The organism is Streptomyces sp. YPW6 (assembly GCF_018866325.1).
GTDB lineage: Bacteria > Actinomycetota > Actinomycetes > Streptomycetales > Streptomycetaceae > Streptomyces.
Genome location: NZ_CP076457.1, coordinates 5,390,815 through 5,413,126, shown reverse-complemented (window position 1 = coordinate 5,413,126; position 22,312 = coordinate 5,390,815). Strand labels below are relative to the sequence as shown.

General features: G+C 71.7%; 14 protein-coding genes and 1 pseudogene. 1 reads left to right on the top strand and 14 read right to left on the bottom strand.

Annotated features, from left to right (window positions below):
- Nucleotides 1–199: 199 nt before the first annotated feature.
- Nucleotides 200–4,137: pseudogene (locus KME66_RS23825) on the bottom strand (Rne/Rng family ribonuclease).
- Between KME66_RS23825 and KME66_RS34130 the strand changes: the two are divergent.
- Nucleotides 4,025–4,423: a hypothetical protein gene (locus tag KME66_RS34130; RefSeq protein WP_253208634.1), complete on the top strand. Its 399-nt coding sequence runs from the start codon at nucleotides 4,025–4,027 to the stop codon at nucleotides 4,421–4,423. The pseudogene KME66_RS23825 and the gene KME66_RS34130 sit on opposite strands and share 113 nt — an antisense overlap.
- Nucleotides 4,424–4,656: 233 nt before the next feature.
- Here the strand turns inward: KME66_RS34130 and KME66_RS23820 are convergent, their stop codons facing one another.
- From KME66_RS23820 to KME66_RS23760, 13 genes are all read right to left on the bottom strand, one after another.
- On the bottom strand, nucleotides 4,657–5,439 hold the full coding sequence (locus tag KME66_RS23820) for a TIGR03936 family radical SAM-associated protein (RefSeq protein WP_216325733.1): 783 nt from the start codon (nucleotides 5,437–5,439) through the stop codon (nucleotides 4,657–4,659).
- A 123-nt stretch (nucleotides 5,440–5,562) separates the two neighbouring features.
- Nucleotides 5,563–6,654: a hypothetical protein gene (locus KME66_RS23815; RefSeq protein ID WP_216325730.1), complete on the bottom strand. Its 1,092-nt coding sequence runs from the start codon at nucleotides 6,652–6,654 to the stop codon at nucleotides 5,563–5,565.
- A 76-nt stretch (nucleotides 6,655–6,730) separates the two neighbouring features.
- Entirely contained in the window at nucleotides 6,731–8,659 is a 1,929-nt protein-coding gene (locus tag KME66_RS23810; protein ID WP_073216744.1) for a TIGR03960 family B12-binding radical SAM protein, read from the bottom strand.
- Between the two features lie 52 nt (nucleotides 8,660–8,711).
- Nucleotides 8,712–10,238, bottom strand: a complete 1,527-nt coding sequence (locus KME66_RS23805; RefSeq protein WP_216325727.1) for a CYTH and CHAD domain-containing protein — start codon at nucleotides 10,236–10,238, stop codon at nucleotides 8,712–8,714.
- 30 nt (nucleotides 10,239–10,268) lie between these two features.
- Nucleotides 10,269–11,462: a rod shape-determining protein RodA gene (gene rodA, locus KME66_RS23800; RefSeq protein WP_073216737.1), complete on the bottom strand. Its 1,194-nt coding sequence runs from the start codon at nucleotides 11,460–11,462 to the stop codon at nucleotides 10,269–10,271.
- Complete coding sequence (mrdA, locus tag KME66_RS23795; RefSeq protein WP_073216735.1) at nucleotides 11,462–13,684, bottom strand: penicillin-binding protein 2; 2,223 nt, start codon at nucleotides 13,682–13,684, stop codon at nucleotides 11,462–11,464. The genes rodA and mrdA overlap by 1 nt, the downstream gene beginning before the upstream one ends.
- A 99-nt stretch (nucleotides 13,685–13,783) precedes the next feature.
- A complete protein-coding gene (gene mreD, locus KME66_RS23790; protein ID WP_216325724.1) occupies nucleotides 13,784–14,449 on the bottom strand; it encodes a rod shape-determining protein MreD in 666 nt (221 codons plus the stop codon).
- 5 nt (nucleotides 14,450–14,454) lie between these two features.
- Nucleotides 14,455–15,504 (bottom strand): rod shape-determining protein MreC, encoded by a 1,050-nt coding sequence (gene mreC, locus KME66_RS23785; protein WP_073216727.1) that lies wholly within the window; start codon nucleotides 15,502–15,504, stop codon nucleotides 14,455–14,457.
- Between the two features lie 183 nt (nucleotides 15,505–15,687).
- On the bottom strand, nucleotides 15,688–16,707 hold the full coding sequence (locus KME66_RS23780; protein WP_073216724.1) for a rod shape-determining protein: 1,020 nt from the start codon (nucleotides 16,705–16,707) through the stop codon (nucleotides 15,688–15,690).
- Between the two features lie 288 nt (nucleotides 16,708–16,995).
- Nucleotides 16,996–17,409 carry a nucleoside-diphosphate kinase gene (gene ndk / locus KME66_RS23775; RefSeq protein WP_006124409.1) on the bottom strand — a complete coding sequence of 138 codons (414 nt, stop codon included), beginning with the start codon at nucleotides 17,407–17,409 and terminating at the stop codon, nucleotides 16,996–16,998.
- A gap of 160 nt (nucleotides 17,410–17,569) precedes the next feature.
- Complete coding sequence (locus tag KME66_RS23770) at nucleotides 17,570–17,923, bottom strand: DUF4233 domain-containing protein (protein ID WP_073216721.1); 354 nt, start codon at nucleotides 17,921–17,923, stop codon at nucleotides 17,570–17,572.
- Between the two features lie 7 nt (nucleotides 17,924–17,930).
- Complete coding sequence (locus tag KME66_RS23765; RefSeq protein ID WP_216325720.1) at nucleotides 17,931–19,451, bottom strand: folylpolyglutamate synthase/dihydrofolate synthase family protein; 1,521 nt, start codon at nucleotides 19,449–19,451, stop codon at nucleotides 17,931–17,933.
- Nucleotides 19,452–19,607: 156 nt separating this feature from the next.
- Nucleotides 19,608–22,229: a valine--tRNA ligase gene (locus tag KME66_RS23760; protein WP_216325716.1), complete on the bottom strand. Its 2,622-nt coding sequence runs from the start codon at nucleotides 22,227–22,229 to the stop codon at nucleotides 19,608–19,610.
- Between the last annotated feature and the right edge of the window lie 83 nt (nucleotides 22,230–22,312).

Below are 22,312 nucleotides of genomic sequence, written 5' to 3'. Positions count from 1 at the left end.
GTCGCGGGCCGTGTCACCATCCGTAGTTTTCGTGAAGAACACTCACACGCGTGGCAACCGCCGTCACATTATCAGGGATTTCTTGACGCATTTCGGTCCCGTTAACCGGCGCTTGCATCAATTCTGAAACAAAGCAGGCGTCCCGCCCCCCATGTGCGGGAGGCGGGACACCTGAAGTGAACAACCGGTTACGGGTTCATCAGCCTGCCGACGACTCGCTCTCCGAGGAGGGCGCGTTGACCGTCACGGACGGCGAGGACTGCTCGGCGGCGACGGTCTTCTTCGTCGCCTTCTTCGCGGCCGTCTTCGCCGTCGTCTTCTTGGCGGCGGTTTTCTTCGTGGCGGTCTTCTTGGCCGCCGCCTTCTTCGCGGGGGCCTTCTTGGCGGCGGCCTTGCGGGCCGTCTTCTTCGCCGGGGCGGGCTCCGACACCTCGGAATCCGTCGCTCCGGATTCCGAGGCTGCCTCGGCCGGCCGGTCACCGGATTCCGGGGTCTTCGTCTCGGATGCCTTCGCCTCGGGCGTCTCCGTTTCGGATGAGATCGTCTCGGGCGCCGCGGCGACCACGACGATCTCCGCGTCGTCCGACCCGGTGGGCGAACCGGCCGGAGCGGTGACCTTGCGGGTCACCCGGCGGCGGGCACGCGGCGGGGCGGACACCGGGGTCTCGGCCTCGGGGGCCTGCTCCGCCGGGGCCGGGGCCTCGGTGGTGGGCGCCTCGACGACCGGGTCCTCCACCGCGATCGGGTCCGTGCCGGGCTCGGCCGGCTGCACCGGCTCCGCCGCTTCGGCGTGCTTCGGCGAACCCGCCGGAGCGCTGGCCTTTCGGGTGGCCCGACGGCGCGTACGGCCCTGGGGCGCGGCCTCGGCGGGAGCCTCGGCGGCCTGGTCGGCCTCGGAGGAATCCGGAACCGGAGTCTCGGCGGGCGTGTCGGGAGTCGGCTCGGGCCGGCTTTCGGCGACGGGAGCCTCCACGGCCGCTGCCGACGCCTCGGCCTTCGGGGTGCCGGCCGGGGCCGACGCCTTGCGGGAGGCCCGGCGACGGCCACGGCGCGAGGCGGCCGCCTCGGCCTCGGCGGCGCTGCTGTAGAACTCCTCGTCCGCGGTGACCTCGGGCTCCACGGCCACCGGGGCGGCGACCTCGGCGGCCAGTTCGGCCTCGGTCTCCGCCGGCTCGGCGGACGCGTGGTCGTCGGAGCCGTGGTCGTGGGCGTGCTCGTGGTCCTGGGCGGCGCCGCCGCGGCCCCGCTTCCTGGACTTCTTGCCGCCGCCACCGCCGCCGGCGGACGTCGGCTGCTCCATGTGGACGATGACGCCGCGGCCGTTGCAGTGGACGCAGGTCTCGGAGAAGGACTCCAGCAGCCCCTGGCCCACCCGCTTGCGGGTCATCTGGACCAGGCCCAGCGAGGTGACCTCGGCCACCTGGTGCTTGGTGCGGTCGCGGCCCAGGCATTCCAGGAGCCGCCGCAGCACGAGGTCCCGGTTGGACTCCAGCACCATGTCGATGAAGTCGACGACGACGATGCCCCCGAGGTCGCGCAGCCGCAGCTGGCGCACGATCTCCTCGGCCGCCTCCAGGTTGTTCCTGGTGACGGTCTCCTCCAGGTTGCCGCCCTGGCCGGTGAACTTGCCGGTGTTGACGTCGACGACGACCATCGCCTCGGTCTTGTCGATCACCAGCGAACCGCCGCTGGGCAGGTAGACCTTGCGGTCGAGCGCCTTCATCAGCTGCTCGTCGATGCGGTACGTCGCGAAGACGTCGACCTCGGAGGTCCAGCGGGAGAGTCGCTCGGTGAGGTCGGGCGCGACGTGCGAGACGTATCCGTGGATGGTCTCCCACGCGTCGTCGCCGCTGACGATGACCTTGGAGAAGTCCTCGTTGAAGATGTCGCGGACGACCCGGACGGTCATGTCCGGCTCGCCGTAGAGCAGCGTCGGCGCGTTGGAGCCGCTGGTGCCCTTCGCCTTCTTCCGGATGTCCTCCCACTGCTTCTGGAGCCGCTCGACGTCACGGCGCAGCTCGTCCTCGCTCGCGCCCTCGGCGGCGGTGCGCACGATGACGCCCGCGTCCTCGGGGACGATCTTCTTGAGGATGGTCTTGAGCCGGGAGCGCTCGGTGTCGGGCAGCTTGCGGCTGATCCCGGTCATCGAGCCCTCGGGCACGTAGACGAGGTAGCGGCCGGGCAGGGACACCTGACTCGTCAGACGCGCGCCCTTGTGGCCGATCGGGTCCTTGGTCACCTGGACCAGGACCGACTGGCCGGACTTGAGCGCGGTCTCGATGCGGCGCGGCCCGTGGGCCATGCCGAGCGCCTCGAAGTTGACCTCTCCGGCGTACAGCACGGCGTTGCGGCCCTTGCCGATGTCGACGAAGGCGGCCTCCATGGACGGCAGCACGTTCTGGACCTTGCCCAGGTAGACGTTGCCGACGTAGCTGGTGGCCTGCTCCTTGTTGACGTAATGCTCGACGAGCACGTTGTCCTCGAGAACACCGATCTGGGTGCGCTCGCCGTTCTGGCGGACGACCATCACGCGCTCGACGGCCTCGCGGCGGGCGAGGAACTCCGCCTCGGTGATGATCGGCACCCGGCGGCGGCCCTGCTCGCGGCCCTCGCGGCGGCGCTGCTTCTTCGCCTCCATCCGGGTCGAGCCCTTGATGGACTGGACCTCGTCGAAGCCGGTGCCCGGCTCGCGCTCCTCCTTCTTGCGCGGCTCGCGGACCTTGACGACCGTACGCTCCGGGTCGTCGGAGCCGTTGTCGGTGTCGACGGCGGCGTCACCGCTGCGGCGACGGCGACGGCGGCGACGGCGGGAGCTGCTGCTCGAACCGGAGGCCGAGGAGTCCTCGTCCTCCTCGCTCTCCTCGGCGGCCTCCGGGGCCTGGCCGCGGCCGCTCTCCTGCTCGTCCTCGGAGCGGTTCTCCTCGGCACGGGCGGGCGTGTCCTCGGTGCTCTGCTCGTCGTCCGTGTCGTGGGCCTCGCCACGACGACGGCGACGGCCACCACGGCGGCGGCGGCGCGAGGGGCGGTCGCCGTACTCGTCGGTGTCCTCGGCCTCCTGCTCGTCCGCCTCGGCCTCGGGAGCCTCGTCGGCGGACGGCTCGGCGGGCGCCTGGGCCGGGGCGGCGGTCTCGGCGGCCTGCTCGGCCGTCTCCGCCTCGCCACGGCGGCGGCGACGGCGGCGCGAACCACCCTGCGGCGCGGCCTCGGCGGGCGCGGCGCTCTGCTCGGCCTCGGCGGTCTGCTGCTCCTCGGCCTCGTCCACCGCGTCGTACGGCGAGGCGGAACCGGCCGCGGCAGCGGCGGCGGCCGCGGTCTCGGGGGTCTGGAACATCGGCTCGGCGAAGACCGGGGCCTGGAAGACGGCGACGGCGGGACGCGTGGCGCGGCGGCCCTTGCGGGTCGGCTCCTCGGTCGTGGCCGTGAACTCGGGGCGGCCGGCGGCGGCCGTGGCGCGGCGGCGCTGGCGTCCGCGCGGGGCGGCCTCCTCGACCTCGTCCGCCTCGACGGGCTCCTCGACGCTCGCGGCGGACCCGGTGGCCTGCGGCGCGCCGGCCGGGGACGTCGCCTTGCGGGACGCACGGCGGCGGGTGCGCGGGGCGGGCGCCTCCTCCTGGGTGACACCGGCCTCGGCGGCGGGCTCGGCAACGGCGGGCTCCGGCTCGGACACCGGCGCGGCGGACTGGGGCGCACCGGCCGGGGCGGAGGCACGGCGGCGGGTACGGCCGCGGGGAGCGGCTGCCGGGGCGGGCTCCGCCTCGGCGGCGGACTCAACGGCCGGGGCGGGCTCCGCGGCAGCGGCGGCGGGCTCGACGACCACGGCCGCCTCGGCGGACTGCGGGGCGCCGACGGGCGCGGTGGCCTTGCGGGAGGCGCGACGGCGGCGGGGCGCCGGGCCCTCGGCGGGGATCTCCACGGCGACCTCGGTCTCTTCCTGGGCTGCACGTTCCGGAGCGGGCTCGGCCGGGGTCTCGGCGGCCGGGGCGGGGCCTCGGCGGACTGCGGCGCACCGGCCGGGGACGTCGCCTTGCGGACCGCGCGACGGCGGGTGCGCGGCGCGGGCGCGGCGGATTCCTCCTCGGTGGCCGGCTGCGCGGGCGCCTCGGCGGCCGGGGCGGGCTCGGCGGTCTCGGCCTCCACCGGCGCGGGGGCGCCCGCGGGTGCGGTGGCCTTGCGCACGGCGCGGCGGCGGGTACGGGCGGGCGGGGCGGCGGTCTCGGCGGCCGTCTCGCCGGGCGTGTCGTCCGTGGCCGGGGCGGCGGACGCCTCGGCCGGTATGGCCGGCGTGACGTCCTCGGCAGCGCTCACGGGGCCGCCGGGCGGGCCGGCGGGGCGGGACGCGGCGCGGCGCCGGCGGCGCGGCGGCAGCTTGTCCCCGGGGGTGTTCTCTTCGTTGTTCCCGGTCGTGCCGGGTTCGTTCGGCTGAGGCATGCGGGCGGTTCTCCCGTCGTGTTCCCGGGCGCCGCGTCTGATTCCGGTCCGGCCCGGTCCGCAGTGGTGCGATACCGCCGTCCGGGGCGCGGGCGCCGCACGGGAACTGATGTCTGGCTCGCCGGTTCCGTATGCGGTGTGCGTACGGCCTGGCGAAAGTCTTGTGGGTCAGTGCGCGGCCCGACCCAGGTGGCGCCCGGGTCACAGCGCTGCGCTACAACGACCGCCTTACGCGGAACCCGCACCTTCCGGCGCCGTCGCGACGGCTGCCCCGGCGACCGCGGGATGTGCGGTCGGGGCGGCCTCGCGGTCGGGCGCGAGAGGGTCGGTCACCGTGCCGGACTCCTCGTCGAAGAGCCCCTGCGCCAGCCTGGTCACCGCTGCGGGGACCGGCGGCGCCAGGTCGGCCACAGCTCGGAGACCGGACAGGACGTCGTCGGGTCGCACGGCAGGTGTCACGTGCCGAACAACCAGGCGCAGTATCGCACAGGGCCGCTCACCCGGCCTATCGGCCGGAGCGTCGACGACACGCAGATCGGCCACGGCGGCACGGGCGTCGAACGTGCGGATGCCGTTCTTGGCCTTGCGCTGGACCTCGACGATCTCGGCGGCGTCGAACGCGGCCACGGCCGCGCGGACGTCCTCGGGGTCGACGCCGTCCAGGCGCATCTCCCAGACGGAGGCGGTGAGCCGTTCGGCGAGGCCCGAGGTGCGGGCCTCGACCGCGTCGACGATGTCCAGGCCGGCCGGCATGGACGCGTCGAGCAGTCCGCGCAGGACCTCGGGGTCCCGGGCTTCGGTGAGGGCGATCTCCAGGAACTCCGCCTCGCTGCCCGTGCCGGTGGGTGCGGCATTGGCGTAGGAGACCTTGGGATGGGGCGTGAAGCCCGCCGAATACGCCACCGGCACCTCGGAGCGGCGCAGTGCTCTCTCGAAGGCGCGCTGGAAGTCTCGGTGGCTGGTGAACCGGAGGCGGCCGCGCTTGGTGTAGCGCAGGCGGATGCGCTGCACTGCCGGTGCGGGCGGCGGGCCTTCGGGCTGTCGCTTGCCCAGTGGTTCTTCTCCTCGGTGCGGGGCGGGCGCGGTGGCGCGCCGCCCACGAAATACGGGTGGCCCCCGGGGTGCCGCTCCGGCTCACCCCTGCTTGGCGAATGGATCGCCGCCCAGAGGGGTCTCGGACGCCTGCGCCGCGCTGGGGACAGTCGTTGTACTACCCAGAGTACGCGCAGGGATCCCCCGCGGTTCCCCGGACCGCTCGCCGGCCGGGGTGCCGACCAGGGCCCGCCAGGCGTCGCGACGCGCCTGGCGCACGGTTTCCCGGGCGGTGGCGAGGGCCGCGCGGGCGGCCCGTCCCGCTTCGGCCCCGGCGCGCCGGGCCGGTGCCCAGACCGTGTCGCGCAGGAAGTGGCCGACGGGGGTGCACACCGTGCGGTACGCCCAGGAGGCCGGTGCGCCGATCAGGTACCGGGCGATCGTGGCGAGGGCCCGGCCGACGGCCCGGGAGACGTACCCGGCGATCCGCCAGGCGACCTCGAACGCGGCGGCGATCTCCCGGCCGGCCGGGGCGAGGAGGTGGCGGTACGTCCGGGCGAGGGGCGTGACCAGCAGCGTCGTCACCAGCCAGGCGACCGCCGGGCCCAGACCGCGTCCGGTGGCCGCGAGCGCCCGCCCCAGCCGGTTCAGCACCCAGGCCGTGCCGTGGCCGAGAGGGGTGAGGAGGTTGGCGTACAGCCATGCCGACGGCGCGACCAGTCCGTGGCGCACCGCCGGGACGACCACGTACCGCCACAGCCCCGCCGCCGGGCGGAGGAGCAGCAGGACGACCAGCCGGACCAGGCCGGTTCCGAGGGCGCGTGCGGCCGGGACCAGCAGGGTGGTGCCGGTCCAGCGCAGCCCGTGGCCGAGCGGGGTGAGGACCGAGGTGTACAGCCGTCTCAGCGGTCTGAGCACCAGGGTGCCGATCAGCCATCCCAGCACCCAGCCGATGCCTCCGAACAGCCGCTCCAGGACCCACCCCGCCCCGTCGGCGAGGGCCGTGAGGGCCCGGCCGGCCGGCGGGAGCAGGACCCTGCGGCAGACCTGTCCGCCGGCGACCGCGAGGTCCCAGACGACCCGGACGGGCAGGACCACGACCAGTACCACGATGCGCACCACGACCCGGAGCAGCCTGTTCGAGGCGGTCTCGGGCGCGTACCGGTCCAGTTGGCGGTGCTCTCTGTCGTCCACGCGGTGAAAGACGCGAAGACCCGGTCCGCAGTTGCCGGGACCGGGCCTTCGCGTCACAGCGCCGCCGAAGCGGGCGCTACTTGTTCACGACGCTCAGCGGCAGGAGCTTCTTGCCGGTGGGGCCGATCTGGATGTCCAGGTCGAGCTGCGGGCAGACGCCGCAGTCGAAGCAGGGGGTCCAGCGGCAGTCCTCGACCTCGGTCTCGTCGAGCGCGTCCTGCCAGTCCTCCCAGAGCCAGTCCTTGTCCAGGCCGGAGTCGAGGTGGTCCCAGGGCAGGACCTCCTCGTAGGTGCGCTCGCGGGTGGTGTACCAGTCGACGTCCACGCCGAACCCGGGGAGCGTCTTCTCGGCGCAGTTCATCCAGAGGTCGTAGCTGAAGTGCTCGCGCCAGCCGTCGAAGCGGCCGCCGGACTCGTAGACCGCGCGGATGACGGAGCCGACGCGGCGGTCGCCGCGCGAGAGGAGGCCCTCGACGATGCCGGGCTTGCCGTCGTGGTAGCGGAAGCCGATGGAGCGGCCGTACTTCTTGTCGCCCCGGATCTTGTCGCGGAGCTTCTTCAGCCGGGCGTCGGTGTCCTCGGCGCTGAGCTGCGGGGCCCACTGGAAGGGGGTGTGCGGCTTGGGCACGAACCCGCCGATGGAGACGGTGCAGCGGATGTCGTTCTGGCCGGAGACCTCGCGCCCCTTGGCGATGACGTTGACCGCCATGTCGCCGATCTGCAGGACGTCCTCGTCGGTCTCGGTGGGCAGACCGCACATGAAGTACAGCTTCACCTGGCGCCAGCCGTTGCCGTAGGCGGTGGCGACCGTGCGGATCAGGTCCTCCTCGGAGACCATCTTGTTGATGACCTTGCGCATCCGCTCGGAGCCGCCCTCGGGGGCGAAGGTGAGACCGGAGCGGCGGCCGTTGCGGGTCAGCTCGTTGGCCAGGTCCACGTTGAACGCGTCGACGCGGGTGGAGGGCAGCGACAGGCCGATCTTGTCGTCGGTGTAGCGGTCGGCGAGGCCCTTGGCGATGTCGCCGATCTCACTGTGGTCGGCGGAGGAGAGCGACAGGAGGCCGACCTCCTCGAAGCCGGTCGCCTTGAGGCCCTTGTCGACCATGTCGCCGATGCCGGTGATGCTTCGCTCCCGCACGGGGCGCGTGATCATGCCGGCCTGGCAGAAACGGCAGCCGCGGGTGCAGCCGCGGAAGATCTCCACGGACATCCGCTCGTGCACGGTCTCCGCGAGCGGGACGAGGGGCTGCTTGGGGTAGGGCCACTCGTCGAGGTCCATCACCGTGTGCTTGGAGACCCGCCACGGCACGCCGGACCGGTTGGGCACGACGCGGCCGATGCGGCCGTCGGGGAGGTACTCGACGTCGTAGAAGCGCGGGACGTAGACGCCGCCGGTCTTCGAGAGCCGGTAGAGCACCTCGTCGCGGCCGCCGGGGCGGCCCTCGGCCTTCCAGGCGCGGATGATCTCGGTGATCTCCAGCACGGCCTGCTCGCCGTCGCCGACGACCGCGCAGTCGATGAAGTCCGCGATCGGCTCGGGGTTGAACGCGGCGTGGCCGCCCGCGAGGACGATCGGGTGGTCGACGTCACGGTCCTTGGACTCCAGCGGGATGCCCGCGAGGTCCAGGGCGGTGAGCATGTTGGTGTAGCCCAGCTCGGTGGAGAAGCTGAGCCCGAAGACGTCGAACGCGCCGACGGGGCGGTGGCTGTCCACGGTGAACTGGGGCACGTTGTGCTCGCGCATCAGCTCCTCGAGGTCCGGCCAGACGCTGTACGTGCGCTCGGCGAGGACGCCCTCGCGCTCGTTCAGTACCTCGTAGAGGATCATGACGCCCTGGTTGGGGAGCCCGACCTCGTAGGCGTCGGGGTACATCAGGGTCCAGCGGACGTCACAGCTGTCCCAGTCCTTGACGGTGGAGTTCAGCTCACCGCCGACGTACTGGATGGGCTTCTGCACATGCGGGAGCAGAGCTTCGAGCTGTGGGAAGACCGATGCGGCAGACATCTCGCGAACCTTCGTGAGCCGGCAGGGGTGACCATCAAGCGTACCCCGCGTCTCAGTGCTTCAGATCCGCCAGCAGTCCGGGGTCCGCGGCGCGGGCCCAGACCCCGGGCAGCTCGCGCTCCCGGGCCTCGGCGGCGGCCTCCTCCCGCCCGTACAGAAGTCCCCAGGTGAACGCGGTCTCCCCCGCCGCGTGCGACTGGATCGCGAGAGTCCGCAGGGCCTCGCGGGCGACGACACTGTCCTGGTGGTCGCCGAGGACGGACTGCACCGCCTTCACCCGCTGGACGAACCGCTTGGCGGGCCTGCCCAGCGCGGGGCGGGCCGACTCGCCCGCGTACCGGGCGCGTTTGGCGGCCTTGCGGGCCTCGTGCAGCGCGGTGTCCCGCTCGGGGCCCGGCGGGAGCTGCAGGGCGTGTTCCAAGCGGCGGGCGAGCTTCCGGTGGTCCCTCAGCACCGTCCGGGCCAGGGCCTTGCCCGGCGCCTTGCGGGCGGCGGGGCGCAGGGGCGGGTCGGCGCGCAGTGCGTGCAGGGCCTCCAAGAGGTCCAGATACCGCTGCCCGTCGAGTACGTCGATGATCCTGCGGCGCGATCCGGTGCGGCGGGCGGCGGACCAGGCCCGGAGCCGGCCGCGCACCGGGCCGAGCGTCAGGGCGGCGGGCAGGGCCTCGACGCGGGAGCCGATGCGCTCGTCCAGGACTTCCTGGTCGCGGTCGAGGCCCAGTTCGGCGGCCAGCCACTTGAGCTCCGCGCCGAGGGGGTCGGTGGCCGCGCGGTCGAGGATCCTGCGGTGGGTCTTGAAGGCGCTGCGCAGCCGGCGGGTGGCGACGCGCATCTTGTGCACGGAGTCGGGCAGGCCGCGGCGGACGGCGGGGTCGAGGCGGACGATCGTGCCGATCTGCTTGTGTACGTAGGCGAGGACGTGGTCGCCCGCGGTGGGGGCGGCGGACGCCTCCGGGCCGTGCTCGTCGCGGTGCGCCGCTGTTTCCGCCAGGGCCCTCGCCAGCTTCGACGACGACCGGGCGGGGCGCACCCCGGCCTTGCGGAGCCGCTTCTCGACGGCGTCCAGGACGGCCGGGTCGGCCCCGTCCGCCAGCTCGGCCTCGATCTCCGTCCAGGCGGCGCCGGTGCCGGTCCCCTCCCCCGCGAGCCGCTCCGCGAGCACGGTGTCGACACTGACCTCGGCGAGGAGCGTGCCGTCGGCGGCCAGCAGGTGGTGGACGTCCCGCGAGGTGAGCAGCCGGACGACGGGGGTGATCTCCGCGTGGCGGACCCGGGAGCGGAGCAGCGCGGCCAGCGAGGGCGGCAGGGTGTCGGAGAGGGGTTCGCGGACCTCGTCCCGGACGCCGAGCGCGACGGGGAACTTCACGTGCCAGCCCGCGTCGGCCCCGCCGGTCCTGCGGCGCAGGGTGAGGCCGTCGGCGGCGAGGCGGAGGTCGGCGGTGTCCCAGTAGACGGCGTCCAGCTCGGTCCGGCCGCGCGGGACGGCCCGGTCGACCCCGGCGGCCCGGGTCAGGTCGGGCAGCCGGGTGTCCTCGGTGGCTTCGTACTTCCGCTCGATCTCGCGTTCGGTGTCCGCCATGTACGGACACCTACCCGCGACCGCCCGGGTTCAGGCGGACATCGGCCGTTGCACCCTGATGGACTGCAGCAGGCCGATCGCCACCCAGACGGCGAACATCGAGGACCCTCCGTAGGAGACGAAGGGCAGCGGCAGTCCGGCGACCGGCATGATGCCGAGCGTCATGCCGATGTTCTCGAAGGACTGGAAGGCGAACCAGGCGATGATCCCGGCGGCGACGACCGTGCCGTACAGCTCGGTGGTCTCGCGGGCGATCCGGCAGGCACGCCACAGGACGACGCCCAGGAGCAGGATGATCAGGCCCGCGCCGAGGAAGCCCAGCTCCTCGCCCGCCACGGTGAAGACGAAGTCGGTCTGCTGCTCGGGGACGAACTGACCGGTGGTCTGGGTGCCTTCGAAGAGTCCGGTGCCGGTGAGTCCGCCGGAGCCGATCGCGATGCGGGCCTGGTTGGTGTTGTAGCCCACGCCCGCCGGGTCGAGCGCGGGGTTGGCGAAGGCGGCGAACCGGGCGATCTGGTAGTCGTCGAGCAGGCCGAGCTGCCAGACGGCCACGGCCCCTCCCGCGCCCGCGCCGATGAGTCCGAGGACCCAGCGGTTGGAGGCGCCGGAGGCCAGCAGGACGCCGAGGACGATGACGGCCATGACCATCACCGAGCCGAGGTCCGGCATCAGCATGACGATGGCCATCGGGACGGCCGCGAGGCCCAGCGCCTTGGCGACGGTGCGGTGGTCGGGGTGGGCCTGGTCGCCCGCGTCGACGCGGGCCGCCAGCAGCATCGCCATCACGAGAATGATGGTGATCTTGGTGAACTCGGAAGGCTGGATCGAGAAGCCGGCGGGCAGCTTGATCCAGGCGTGGGCGCCGTTGACGGTGGTGCCGAGCGGGGTGAGGACCGCGAGGACCAGCAGCACCGAGATGCCGTAGAGGACCGGGACGGCCCCGCGCAGGGTGCGGTGGCCGAGCCAGATCGTGCCGATCATCAGGGCGAGGCCGATGCCGGTGTTGAGGGCGTGCCGCAGGAGGAAGAAGTACGGGTCGCCCTGGGTGAGGTGGTCGCGGTTGCGGGTCGCGGACCACACGAGCAGCGAGCCGAGGAACGAGAGCGCCAGCGCGGCCCCGAGCAGCGGCCAGTCCAGCCGCCGCGCGAGGGAGTCGCGGGCCGTCAGCTTGGCCCAGGGGCCCTCGTCGGGGCCGTACCGGGAGACGGAGAATCCACCTGCCATTACGGCTGCCTCCCCGTGGACGCGGGTGATCCGGTGAGTCCGGGCTGGCCGCCGGGCGGCAGGGGCAACTGGGGTTCCTGTCCTCCCGGCTGCTCCTCGGGCGTGACCGGAGTGGGGTCGTAGGGCTTGATCTTCGGCGCGGGGATCGAGCCGTCGGGCTGGACCTTGGGCAGCGCCTTCTGCGGCTCGGGCAGCAGGGCCCGCTTCAGGTTCTGGTTGCCCTCGCCGTCGAGGCCGTAGAGCGCGTCGTAGATCTTGCGGACGGCGGGTCCGGAGGAACCCGAGCCGGTGCCGCCCTGGGAGATGGTCATGACGATCGTGAAGTCGTCGGTGTAGGTCGCGAACCAGCCGGTGGTCTGCTTGCCGTACACCTGGGCGGTGCCGGTCTTGGCGCGCATCGGGATCTTGTCCTGCGGCCAGCCGCCGAACCGCCAGGCGGCGGTGCCGCCGGGCTCGACCACCGACCGCAGACCCTTGTCGAGGTCCTTGATGGTCTGGGCGTTGACCGGGAGCTTCCCGCTGACCTTGGGCGTGATCTCCGTGACGGTCTTGCCGTCGGGGCTGATCACGGCCTTGCCGACGGTGGGCTCGTGGAGGGTGCCGCCGTTGCTGATGGCGGCGTAGGCGGTGGCCATCTGGATGGGCGTGACGAGCACGTCGCCCTGGCCGATCGAGTAGTTGATGCTGTCGTAGGCCTTGAGCTGGTTGCCTTCGAGGCAGCTTTCGTACGCGATCTGCTGGACGTAGGTGCCGCCCTTCTTGCCCTCCTTGCACCAGGCGTCCTTGTTGGCCTCCCAGAAGTCCTGCTTCCACTGACGGTCCGGGATGCGGCCCTTGACCTCGTTGGGCAGGTCGATGCCGGTCACGGAGCCGAGCCCGAAGTCCCGGGCGGTCGTGTAGAACCAGTTCTTGGCGTCCTTCTTGGGCTTTATGCCGCCGTCCTTGACCCACTCCTCGTGCCCGAGGCGGTAGAAGACGGTGTTGCAGGAGTACTTCAGCGCGTCGCCGAGGGTGATGGGGCCGTGGCCCTTGGACTCGAAGTTCGCGAAGGTCTGGTTGCCCAGGCTGTAGGAGCTGCTGCACTCGTACAGGTCGTTGAAGGGGTGTCCGCCGCGCACGGCGGCGCTCGCCGAGACCACCTTGAAGATCGAGCCGGCCGGGGCCTGGCCCTGGATGGCCCGGTTGAGCAGCGGGTAGTTGGACTTCTTGCTGGTGAGCTTGGCGTACTGCTTGCCGGAGATGCCGCCGACCCAGTCGTTGGGGTCGTAGTCGGGCTGGGAGGCCATCGCCACGACCCGGCCGGTCTTGGACTCCATGACGACGACGGCGCCGGAGTCGGCCTCGTACTTCCGGCCGGTGATCTTGTCGGTCTCCTGCCGGACGGTCTTCATCGCCTGGGCGAGCTCGTACTCGGCGACGGCCTGCACGCGGGCGTCGAGGCTGGTGACGAGGGTGGAGCCGGCCACGGCCGGGTCGCTCTCCGCCTCGCCGAGGACGCGGCCGAGGTTGTCGACCTCGTAGCGGGTGACGCCCGCCTTGCCGCGCAGTTCCTTGTCGTAGGTGCGCTCGATCCCGGACCGGCCGACCTGGTCGGAACGCAGGTAGGGCGACGGGCCGTCCTGCGCCTTCTGGATCTCCTCGTCGGTGACGGGCGACAGATAGCCGAGCACCTGCGAGGTCCTCGCCTTGCCGGGGGCGGCGTAGCGGCGTACGGCGGTGGGCTCGGCGGTGATGCCGGGGAAGTCCTCGGCGCGCTCCCGGATCTGGAGGGCCTGCTGGGTGGTGGCCTCGTCGGTGACCGGGATCGGCTGGTAGGGCGAGCCGTTCCAGCAGGGCTGGGGGGTCTCGGAGTCGCAGAGGCGGACCTTGTCCCGGACGTCCTTCGGCTTCATGTCCAGGACTTCGGCGAGGCGGGTGAGGACGCCGACGCCGTCGTCCTTCATCTTCAGCAGCTCGGTGCGGCTGGCGGAGACGACGAGGCGGGTCTCGTTGTCGGCCAGCGGTACGCCGCGGGCGTCGAGGATCGAGCCGCGCACCGCGGGCTGGACGACCTGCTGCACACCGTTGCCCGCGGCTTCGGCGGTGTACTCGTCGCCGTTGCGGATCTGGAGGTACCAGAGGCGACCGCCGAGGGTGAGGAGCAGGGAGAAGACGAGGACCTGGATGACGATGAGCCGGATCTGGACCCGCTGGGTCCGCCCGGTCTCGGGAATGTTGCTCACTGGGTGCCCCCGGTGGTGGTCCGGCTGGGGGTACGGGGTCGGTCCCCCGGGAGATTCGGCCTCACGCGGTGCCCCCGGCCCCCTCGGTCACGTACGGCTTCACAGTCGCTTGACCCCCTTGATCCTGCCCGCGCGGGCGGCCCGGTTGCGGGCCGCCTTGGCCCGCAGGCCGCCGCGCTGGTTGCCGATCCGCAGGCCGGTGCCCGAGGCGAGCCAGCCGGCGGCGACGTCGTTGCCCCCGGAGGAGGCCTCGGCGAGCGGGTCGTTCTCGGTGCGTCTGGCCAGCGCCATGATGAGCGGCACCGTGAAGGGCGCCAGCAGCAGGTCGTAGACGGCCGCGGTGAACAGCAGGCTGCCCAGGCCCACATGGCGGGCGGCGGTGTCGCCGACGAGCGCGCCGACGCCCGCGTACAGCAGCGTCGAGCCGATCGCGGCGGCGACGACCGCGGCCATCGGGGCGAAGGCCGACTTCAGCTGCCCGTTCTCCGGCCGGACCAGGCCCGCGAGGTAGCCGATGACGCAGAGCACCAGGGCGTAGCGTCCCGCGGCGTGGTCGGCGGGCGGCGCGAGGTCCGCGAGGAGGCCCGCGCCGAAGCCGACGAGGGAGCCGCTGACCGGCCCGTACACGAAGGCGAGTGCGAGGACGGTGAGGAGCAGCAGGTCCGGGACGGCGCCGGGGAGCTGGAGGCGCGCGAGGACGGAGACCTGGATGACCAGGGCGACGACGACCAGGGCGGTGGAAAGCAGAGTCCGGTTGATGCGCATGGGGATCAGCCCTGCCCCTGGTAGTCGGCCGCGTTGTCGGGTTGCCGGGCGTTGCCCTGCTGGTCGCCTGCCGCGTCGCCGCCGCCCGGCTTCTCGTTGATGTTGCCGACGACCTTGCCGGAGCCGTCGACCAGGTCGCCGTTGGGCTGGACCGTGACGGTGACCGTGGGGGTCGGCTTCGGCTTCGCCTTGGCCGGCTTCTTGGGCAGGACCGTGTCGCGCGGGTCCTCGCGGGGAGCCTGGACGACGACGCCGACGATGTCGAGCTTGGTGAACCCGACGTACGGCTTCACGTAGACCGTCCGGGTCAGCGCACCGCCGGAGGGGTCGACACGGACGACCTCGCCGACCGGGACGCCAGGCACGAAGGGCTTGTCCTTGCTGGAGCCGAAGGTGACCAGCCGGTCGCCGGGCTCCACCTTGGCCTTGCCGTTGAGGAACTGCACCGACAGCGGGCGCGAGCCCTGGCCGGTGGCGAAGCCGAGCTCGTCGGTCTTCTCCATCCGGGTGCCCACGGTGAAGTCGGGGTCGTTGGCGAGCAGGACCGTCGCGGTGCCGGGGCCGACGGTGGTGACCCGGCCGACCAGCCCCTCCCCGTTGAGGACGGTCATGTCGCGGCGGATGCCGTCGTCGGACCCGGCGTCGATGGTGACCGTCCAGGAGAAGCCCTGGGCCGCTCCTATGGCGATGACCTCGGCGCCCTTGATGCCGTACTGTCCGGCGCCCGCGTTCTTCAGGATGGCGTCGAGCTGGCGGACCCGGCTGTTGGTGCGGTCGTCGCTGCCGAGCTTGGCCTTCAGCGCGGCGTTCTCCTTCTCCAGGGTGGAGATCCGGTCGTGCCGGTTACCGGAGTCCCTGACCGCCCCTATGGCGTTGCCCACCGGGTCGACCGCTGCCGCGACGCCGTTCTCGACCGGTCCGAAGACGGTGGCCGCGGCCTGCCGCGCGCCGTCGACCGGTGACCCCTCGCCGCCTCGGATATCCACCGTGATCAGGGCGAATGCGATGGCGATCAAGAGCACCAGGAGCAGCCGGCTCTCTCGTGTGTCCCTCACGTGCGGCGGCCGTGCCTTCCTCGTCGGAATGTTCGTGCCTGTGTACGTCTCCGTACGGGGTACCGGCCGGGTGTGCCCCGGTTCCGGTACGTGTACAGCAACGATCTATATCAACGATCCGGCGACCGGAGCGGGTGCGACCGCTCGCCGGACCGGGTGTGTCCCGGGGAATCCGTGCTCCGTCTACCGGCGGGGCTGGGCGTCCAGCACCTGCTGGAGCGCCTCGAACTCCTCGACGCACTTGCCGGAGCCGAGCGCCACCGAGTCCAGCGGGTCCTCGGCGATGTGGATCGGCATCCCCGTCTCGCGGCGCAGCCGCTCGTCCAGACCACGCAGCAGCGCGCCGCCGCCGGTGAGGACGATGCCGCGGTCCATGACGTCGCCGGACAGCTCGGGCGGGCACTTGTCGAGCGTCGTCTTCACGGCGTCGACGATCGCGTTGACCGGTTCCTCGATCGCCTTGCGGACCTCCTGGGCCGAGATGACGACCGTCTTGGGAAGACCGGAGACCAGGTCGCGGCCGCGGATCTCGGTGTGCTCGTCCTTGTCCAGGTCGTACGCCGAACCGATGGTGATCTTGATCTGTTCGGCGGTCCGCTCACCGAGGAGGAGCGAGTACTCCTTCTTGATGTGCTGGATGATCGCGTTGTCCAGTTCGTCACCGGCGGTCCGGATCGACTGGGCAGTGACGATTCCGCCGAGCGAGATCACGGCGACCTCGGTGGTGCCGCCGCCGATGTCCACGACCATGTTGCCGGTGGCCTCGTGGACCGGCAGACCGGAGCCGATGGCCGCGGCCATGGGCTCCTCGATGATGTGCACCTGGCGCGCGCCGGCCTGCGTGGACGCCTCGATGACGGCGCGGCGCTCGACGCCGGTGATGCCGGAGGGCACACAGACGACGACGCGGGGGCGGGCCAGGTAGCGACGCTTGTGGATCTTGAGGATGAAGTAGCGGAGCATCCGCTCGGTGATCTCGAAGTCGGCGATCACGCCGTCCTTCAGGGGGCGCACGGCGACGATGTTGCCCGGCGTGCGCCCGATCATCTTCTTGGCCTCGGCGCCGACCGCCAGAATTCCGCCGGTGTTGGTGTTGATGGCCACGACGGACGGCTCGTTCAGGACGATGCCGCGCCCCCTGACGTACACCAGCGTGTTGGCAGTCCCGAGGTCGATAGCCATGTCACGGCCGATGAACGACATTGAGTTCCCCTTGTTCCCCATGAGGATGCGTCGGGCCTTCCCAGGTAGCGAAGATGGCTTGTTCTGGTAGGCGAGGTTGGGCGCTGCGGGCGTGGAAGCTTCCATCGTAGTGCCGTATGCACGGACACAGCGCGGGGTCCTTCGCCGTTGTGAGCGGAACGGGTGCCCGTTCTACCCATGGTGACGTTACGTCGGAGGGATGCGTTCCCGCGACACCGAACCCTATGCCGAGGGGCGGCCGAATTACTTCGGTCGCCCCTCACTTACAGCGCTGTTTGGCCGATCGAGTCAGGAAAGTCCGGGAAAGAAAAGCTTCAGTTCTCGCTCTGCGGACTCCTCCGAGTCCGATGCGTGGATGAGGTTCTCCCGGGTGATCGTGCCGAAGTCACCGCGGATGGACCCCGGCGCGGCGGCGATCGGGTCGGTCGGGCCGGCCAGGGCGCGGACGCCCTCGATGACCCGCTCGCCTTCGGCCACCAGGGCGACGACGGGGCCGGAGGCCATGAACTCCATGAGCGGCTCGTAGAACGGGCGGCCCTTGTGCTCCCCGTAGTGCTGCTCCAGCGTCTCGTGGTCCAGGGTGCGCAGCTCCAGGGCGGTGATCCGCCAGTTCGCCTTGCGCTCGATGCGGCCGACGATCTCGCCGATCAGGCCACGGCGGACGGCGTCGGGCTTGAGCAGGACGAGAGTGCGCTGAGTCATGTACGGCTCCTTGCAAGGCCAGGCAATACGGGTGCGGTGAGGCGAGATTACAGGGGTGCGGGAACGGATCCACGCCCGGGTTCACCCTGGGTCACCCTCGGCCCCCGGATCCGCCCGAACGTGCGGCGGGGACGGGCGTGTCGGACAGCGCCGGGGGTGATCAGGCCGTGGCCTCCTCGGCTTCCTGCTGGGCGGCCCAGCGCGCCTTGGCCTCGTCGATCTTGCGGCCGTAGTGGATCGAGGCCCACCACAGTCCGCCGAAGGCCAGGCCCAGGATGAACATCATGGGGACCACGAACCCGCTGAGGACCAGCGCGGCCTGGAGCGCCCAGCCGAGCTGGACACCGCCGGGCCGGGTGATCATGCCGCACAGCAGCACGGACAGGGCCATGCCGATCCCGCAGACCGTCCAGACCAGGGTCATGGAGGCGTCGTCCAGCTTCATGGCGACGAGACCGGCGAAGCCGATCACGAAGAACTCGCCGATCAGCGTCGAGGCGCAGAGCGTCCGCATCCCTCTCTCAGCCCCTTCCCAGCAGCAGCCGGGCTTCGCCGACCGTGATCACGGACCCGGTCACCAGCACGCCTGCGCCCGCGTACTCGTCCTCCTCCTCGGCCAGCGTGATCGCCGCTTCCAGGGCGTCGTCGAGGCGCGGCTCGACCTGGACCCGGTCGTCGCCGAAGATCTCGACGGCGACGGCGGCTAGCTCGTCCGCGTCCATCGCGCGCGGGGTGGAGTTCTGCGTGACGACGATCTCGGCGAAGATCGGCTCGAAGGCTTCCAGGAGCCCTCGGACGTCCTTGTCGTCGCTCGTGCCGACCACACCGATCAGCCGGGAGAAGCTGAACGCCTCGGAGATGCCGTCCGCCGCCGCCTTGGCCCCCGCGGGGTTGTGCGCCGCGTCCAGGACGACGGTCGGGCTGGAGCGCACGACCTCCAAGCGGCCCGGCGAGAGCACCGAGGCGAACGCCTTGCGGATGGCGTCGATGTCGAGGGAGCGGGCCTGCTCGGCTCCGATGCCGAAGAACGCCTCGACGGCGGCGAGCGCGACGGCCGCGTTGTGCGCCTGGTGGGCGCCGTACAGCGGGAGGAAGATCTCCTCGTACTCGCCGCCCAGGCCCCGCAGCGTGACCAGCTGGCCGCCGACCGCGATCTCGCGGGAGGCCACACCGAACTCCATGCCCTCGCGGGCCACGGTGGCGTCCACCTCCACGGCCTTCTTCAGCATCACCTGCGCGGCGTCCACCGGCTGCTGCGCCAGGATGACCGTGGCGCCCTCCTTGATGACACCGGCCTTCTCGCCGGCGATCTCGGCGGGCGTGGTGCCGAGCCGGTCGGTGTGGTCCAGCGAGATGGGGGTGACGACGGCCACCGTGGCGTCGATGACGTTCGTCGCGTCCCAGGTGCCGCCCATACCGACCTCGACGACCGCGACATCGACGGGGGCGTCGGCGAAGGCGGCGTACGCCATGCCGGTGAGGACCTCGAAGAAGGAGAGCCGGTAGGGCTGCTGGGTGTCGACCATCTCGACGTACGGCTTGATGTCCTCGTACGTCTCGATGAACCGCTCGGGTGCGATCGGGGAGCCGTCCAGGCTGATCCGCTCGGTGATCGACTGGACGTGCGGGGAGGTGTAGCGGCCGGTGCGCAGCTCGAAGGCGTTGAGCAGGGCCTCGATCATGCGGGCCGTGGACGTCTTGCCGTTGGTCCCCGTGATGTGGATCGAGGGGTAGGCGCGCTGCGGCTCGCCGAGGACGTCCATCAGGGCGGCGATGCGCGTGACGGAGGGCTCCAGCTTGGTCTCGCCCCAGCGTCCGGCGAGCTCCTGCTCCACGGCGCGCAGCGCCCTGTCGGTCTCGGGGTCGGCCGGGCGTGCCGGGACCGCTTCGCCCTGCGGCTGACCCGAGTGGGCGCGCAGCGTGCGGCTCCCGGCCTCGATCACCGCCAGGTCGGGGTCGCGCTGGGTCGCCTCGTCGACGATCTCCTCGAAGGCGTCGTCGGGGTCGGGGTCGTCGTGCCGGTCTGGGCGGGGCTCACTCACGGGCCCCAGTCTACGGATGGGCTCCGACATCGCGCGCAGCGCCCGGCCGACCGCCGACGAGCGGTACGGCGAAGCCCCCGCGTCCCGGTCGGCCGGGTGCGCGGGGGCTTCTGCGTTCAGGGACGTCCGGTCCGTGCCGGGCGGGCCCCTGCCGGATCAGCTCTGCGGGAGGCCCGCCAGCTGGGCGCCGATCCGCTCGATGTCGGCCTCGGCCTTGGCCAGCCGCCCGCGGATCTTGTCGACCACGTTGTCCGGGGCCTTGGCCAGGAAGGCCTCGTTGCCGAGCTTGCCCTCCGCCTGGGCCTTCTCCTTGCGCGCGGCCTCCAGGTCCTTGGTGAGGCGCTTGCGCTCGGCGGCCACGTCGATCGTGCCGGACAGGTCCAGGGCGACGGTGGCCCCGGCGACCGGGAGCGAGGCGGTGGCGTGGAAGCCGTCGCCGGCGGGCTGGAGCCGCAGGAGCTGGCGCATGGCCGCCTCGTGCGGGGCGAGCGCCGTGCCGGTCAGGGTCAGCTCGGCCGGGACCTTCTGGCCGGGCTGGAGCCCCTGGTCGTTGCGGAAGCGGCGGACCTCGGTGACGACCTGCTGGACCAGCTCGATCTCCTTCTCGGCCGCGTCGTCGCGGAAGCCGGAGTCGGCCGGCCACTCGGCGACGACGACCGACTCGCGCCCGGTGAGCGCGGTCCACAGCGCCTCCGTGACGAACGGGACGACCGGGTGCAGCAGCCGCAGCATCACGTCGAGGACCTCACCGAGGACCCGGCCCGAGACCTCGGCCGGGCGGCCGCCCGCGAAGAACGTGGTCTTGGAGAGCTCGACGTACCAGTCGAAGACCTCGTCCCAGGCGAAGTGCCGCAGCGCCTCGCTGAGCTTGGCGAACTGGAAGTCGTCGTAGAAGGCGTCGACGTCCGCGACCGTCTTGTTGAGACGGGAGAGGATCCAGCGGTCGGTGACCGACATCTCCTCGGCCGAGGGCAGCTCGCCCTCGATCGTGGCGCCGTTCATCAGGGCGAAGCGGGTGGCGTTCCAGATCTTGTTGGAGAACTTCGCCGAACCCTGGACCCAGTCCTCCCCGATCGGCACGTCGGTGCCCGGGTTGGCGCCGCGCGCGAGGGTGAAGCGCAGGGCGTCGGAGCCGTACTTGTCCATCCAGTCCAGCGGGTTGACGACGTTCCCGAAGGACTTCGACATCTTCTTGCCGTGCTCGTCGCGGACCATGCCGTGCAGGACGATGGTGCCGAACGGCGGGACGCCGTCGTTGACGTACAGGCCGAACATCATCATCCGGGCGACCCAGAAGAAGAGGATGTCGTAGCCGGTGACCAGGACGGAGTTCGGATAGAACTTCGCGAGGCTGTCGGTGCGTTCGGGCCAGCCGAGTGTGGAGAAGGGCCACAGGCCCGAGGAGAACCAGGTGTCCAGGACGTCGTTGTCCTGGGTCCAGCCCTCGCCGGCGGGGGCCTCGTCGTCCGGTCCGACGCAGACGACCTCGCCGTTCGGGCCGTACCAGACGGGGATGCGGTGACCCCACCAGAGCTGGCGCGAGATGCACCAGTCGTGGAGGTTGTCGACCCAGTCGAAGTACCGCTTCTCCATCTCCTGCGGGTGGATCTTGACCTTGCCGTCGCGGACCGCGTCACCGGCGGCCTCGGCGAGCGGGGCGACCTTGACCCACCACTGGAGCGACAGGCGCGGCTCGATGGTGGTCTTGCAGCGCGAGCAGTGCCCGACGGAGTGGACGTAGGGGCGCTTCTCGGCGACGATCCGGCCCTCGGCACGCAGGGCGGCGACGATGGCGGAGCGGGCCTCCAGCCGGTCCAGGCCCTCGAAGGGACCGGGGACCGTGATGACCGCGCGCTCGTCGAGGACGGTGATGAACGGCAGGCTGTGGCGGTTGCCGATCTCGAAGTCGTTCGGGTCGTGGGCGGGGGTCACCTTGACCGCGCCGGTGCCGAACTCCGGGTCGACGTGGTGGTCGGCGACGACGGGGATGGTGCGGTCGGTCAGCGGCAGCTTGATCTGCTTGCCGATCAGGTGCTGGTAGCGCTCGTCGTCGGGGTGGACGGCGACGGCGGTGTCGCCGAGCATCGTCTCGGCACGGGTGGTGGCGACGACGATGGTCTCGTCGCCCTCCCCGTACGTCATGGAGACGAGCTCGCCGTCGTCCTCCTGGTACTCGACCTCGATGTCGGAGATCGCGGTGAGGCAGCGGGGGCACCAGTTGATGATGCGTTCGGCGCGGTAGATCAGACCGTCGTCGTACATCTGCTTGAAGACGGTCTGGACGGCCTTGGAGAGGCCCTCGTCCATGGTGAAGCGCTCACGGGACCAGGCGACGCCCTCGCCGAGGCGGCGCATCTGGCCGGAGATCTGGCCGCCGGACTCGTTCTTCCACTGCCAGACGCGCTCGACGAAGGCCTCGCGGCCCAGGTCGTGACGGGACTTGCCCTCCTTGCCGAGTTCGCGCTCGACGACGTTCTGGGTGGCGATGCCCGCGTGGTCCATGCCCGGCTGGTACAGCGCCTCGAAGCCCTGCATCCGCTTCCGGCGGACGAGGGCGTCGATCAGGGTGTGCTCGAAGGCGTGGCCCAGGTGGAGGGAGCCGGTGACGTTCGGCGGCGGGATGACGATGCTGTAGGGCGGCTTGTCGCTGTGCTCGTCGGCCTCGAAGTAACCACGCTCTACCCAGCGCTCGTACAGCTTCCCCTCTACGTCGGCCGGCGCGTACGTGGTCGGCAGTTCGGGGTTGCTGGCTGGCTGCTGCGATGAGTTCTCGGTCACGGGAGACAGTTTAGGGCCGTCACAGGTCTGCACTGAAACGGATTGGTTCAGTAACGGTGTGCGGGCCGGTTCCCCTTGTGGGG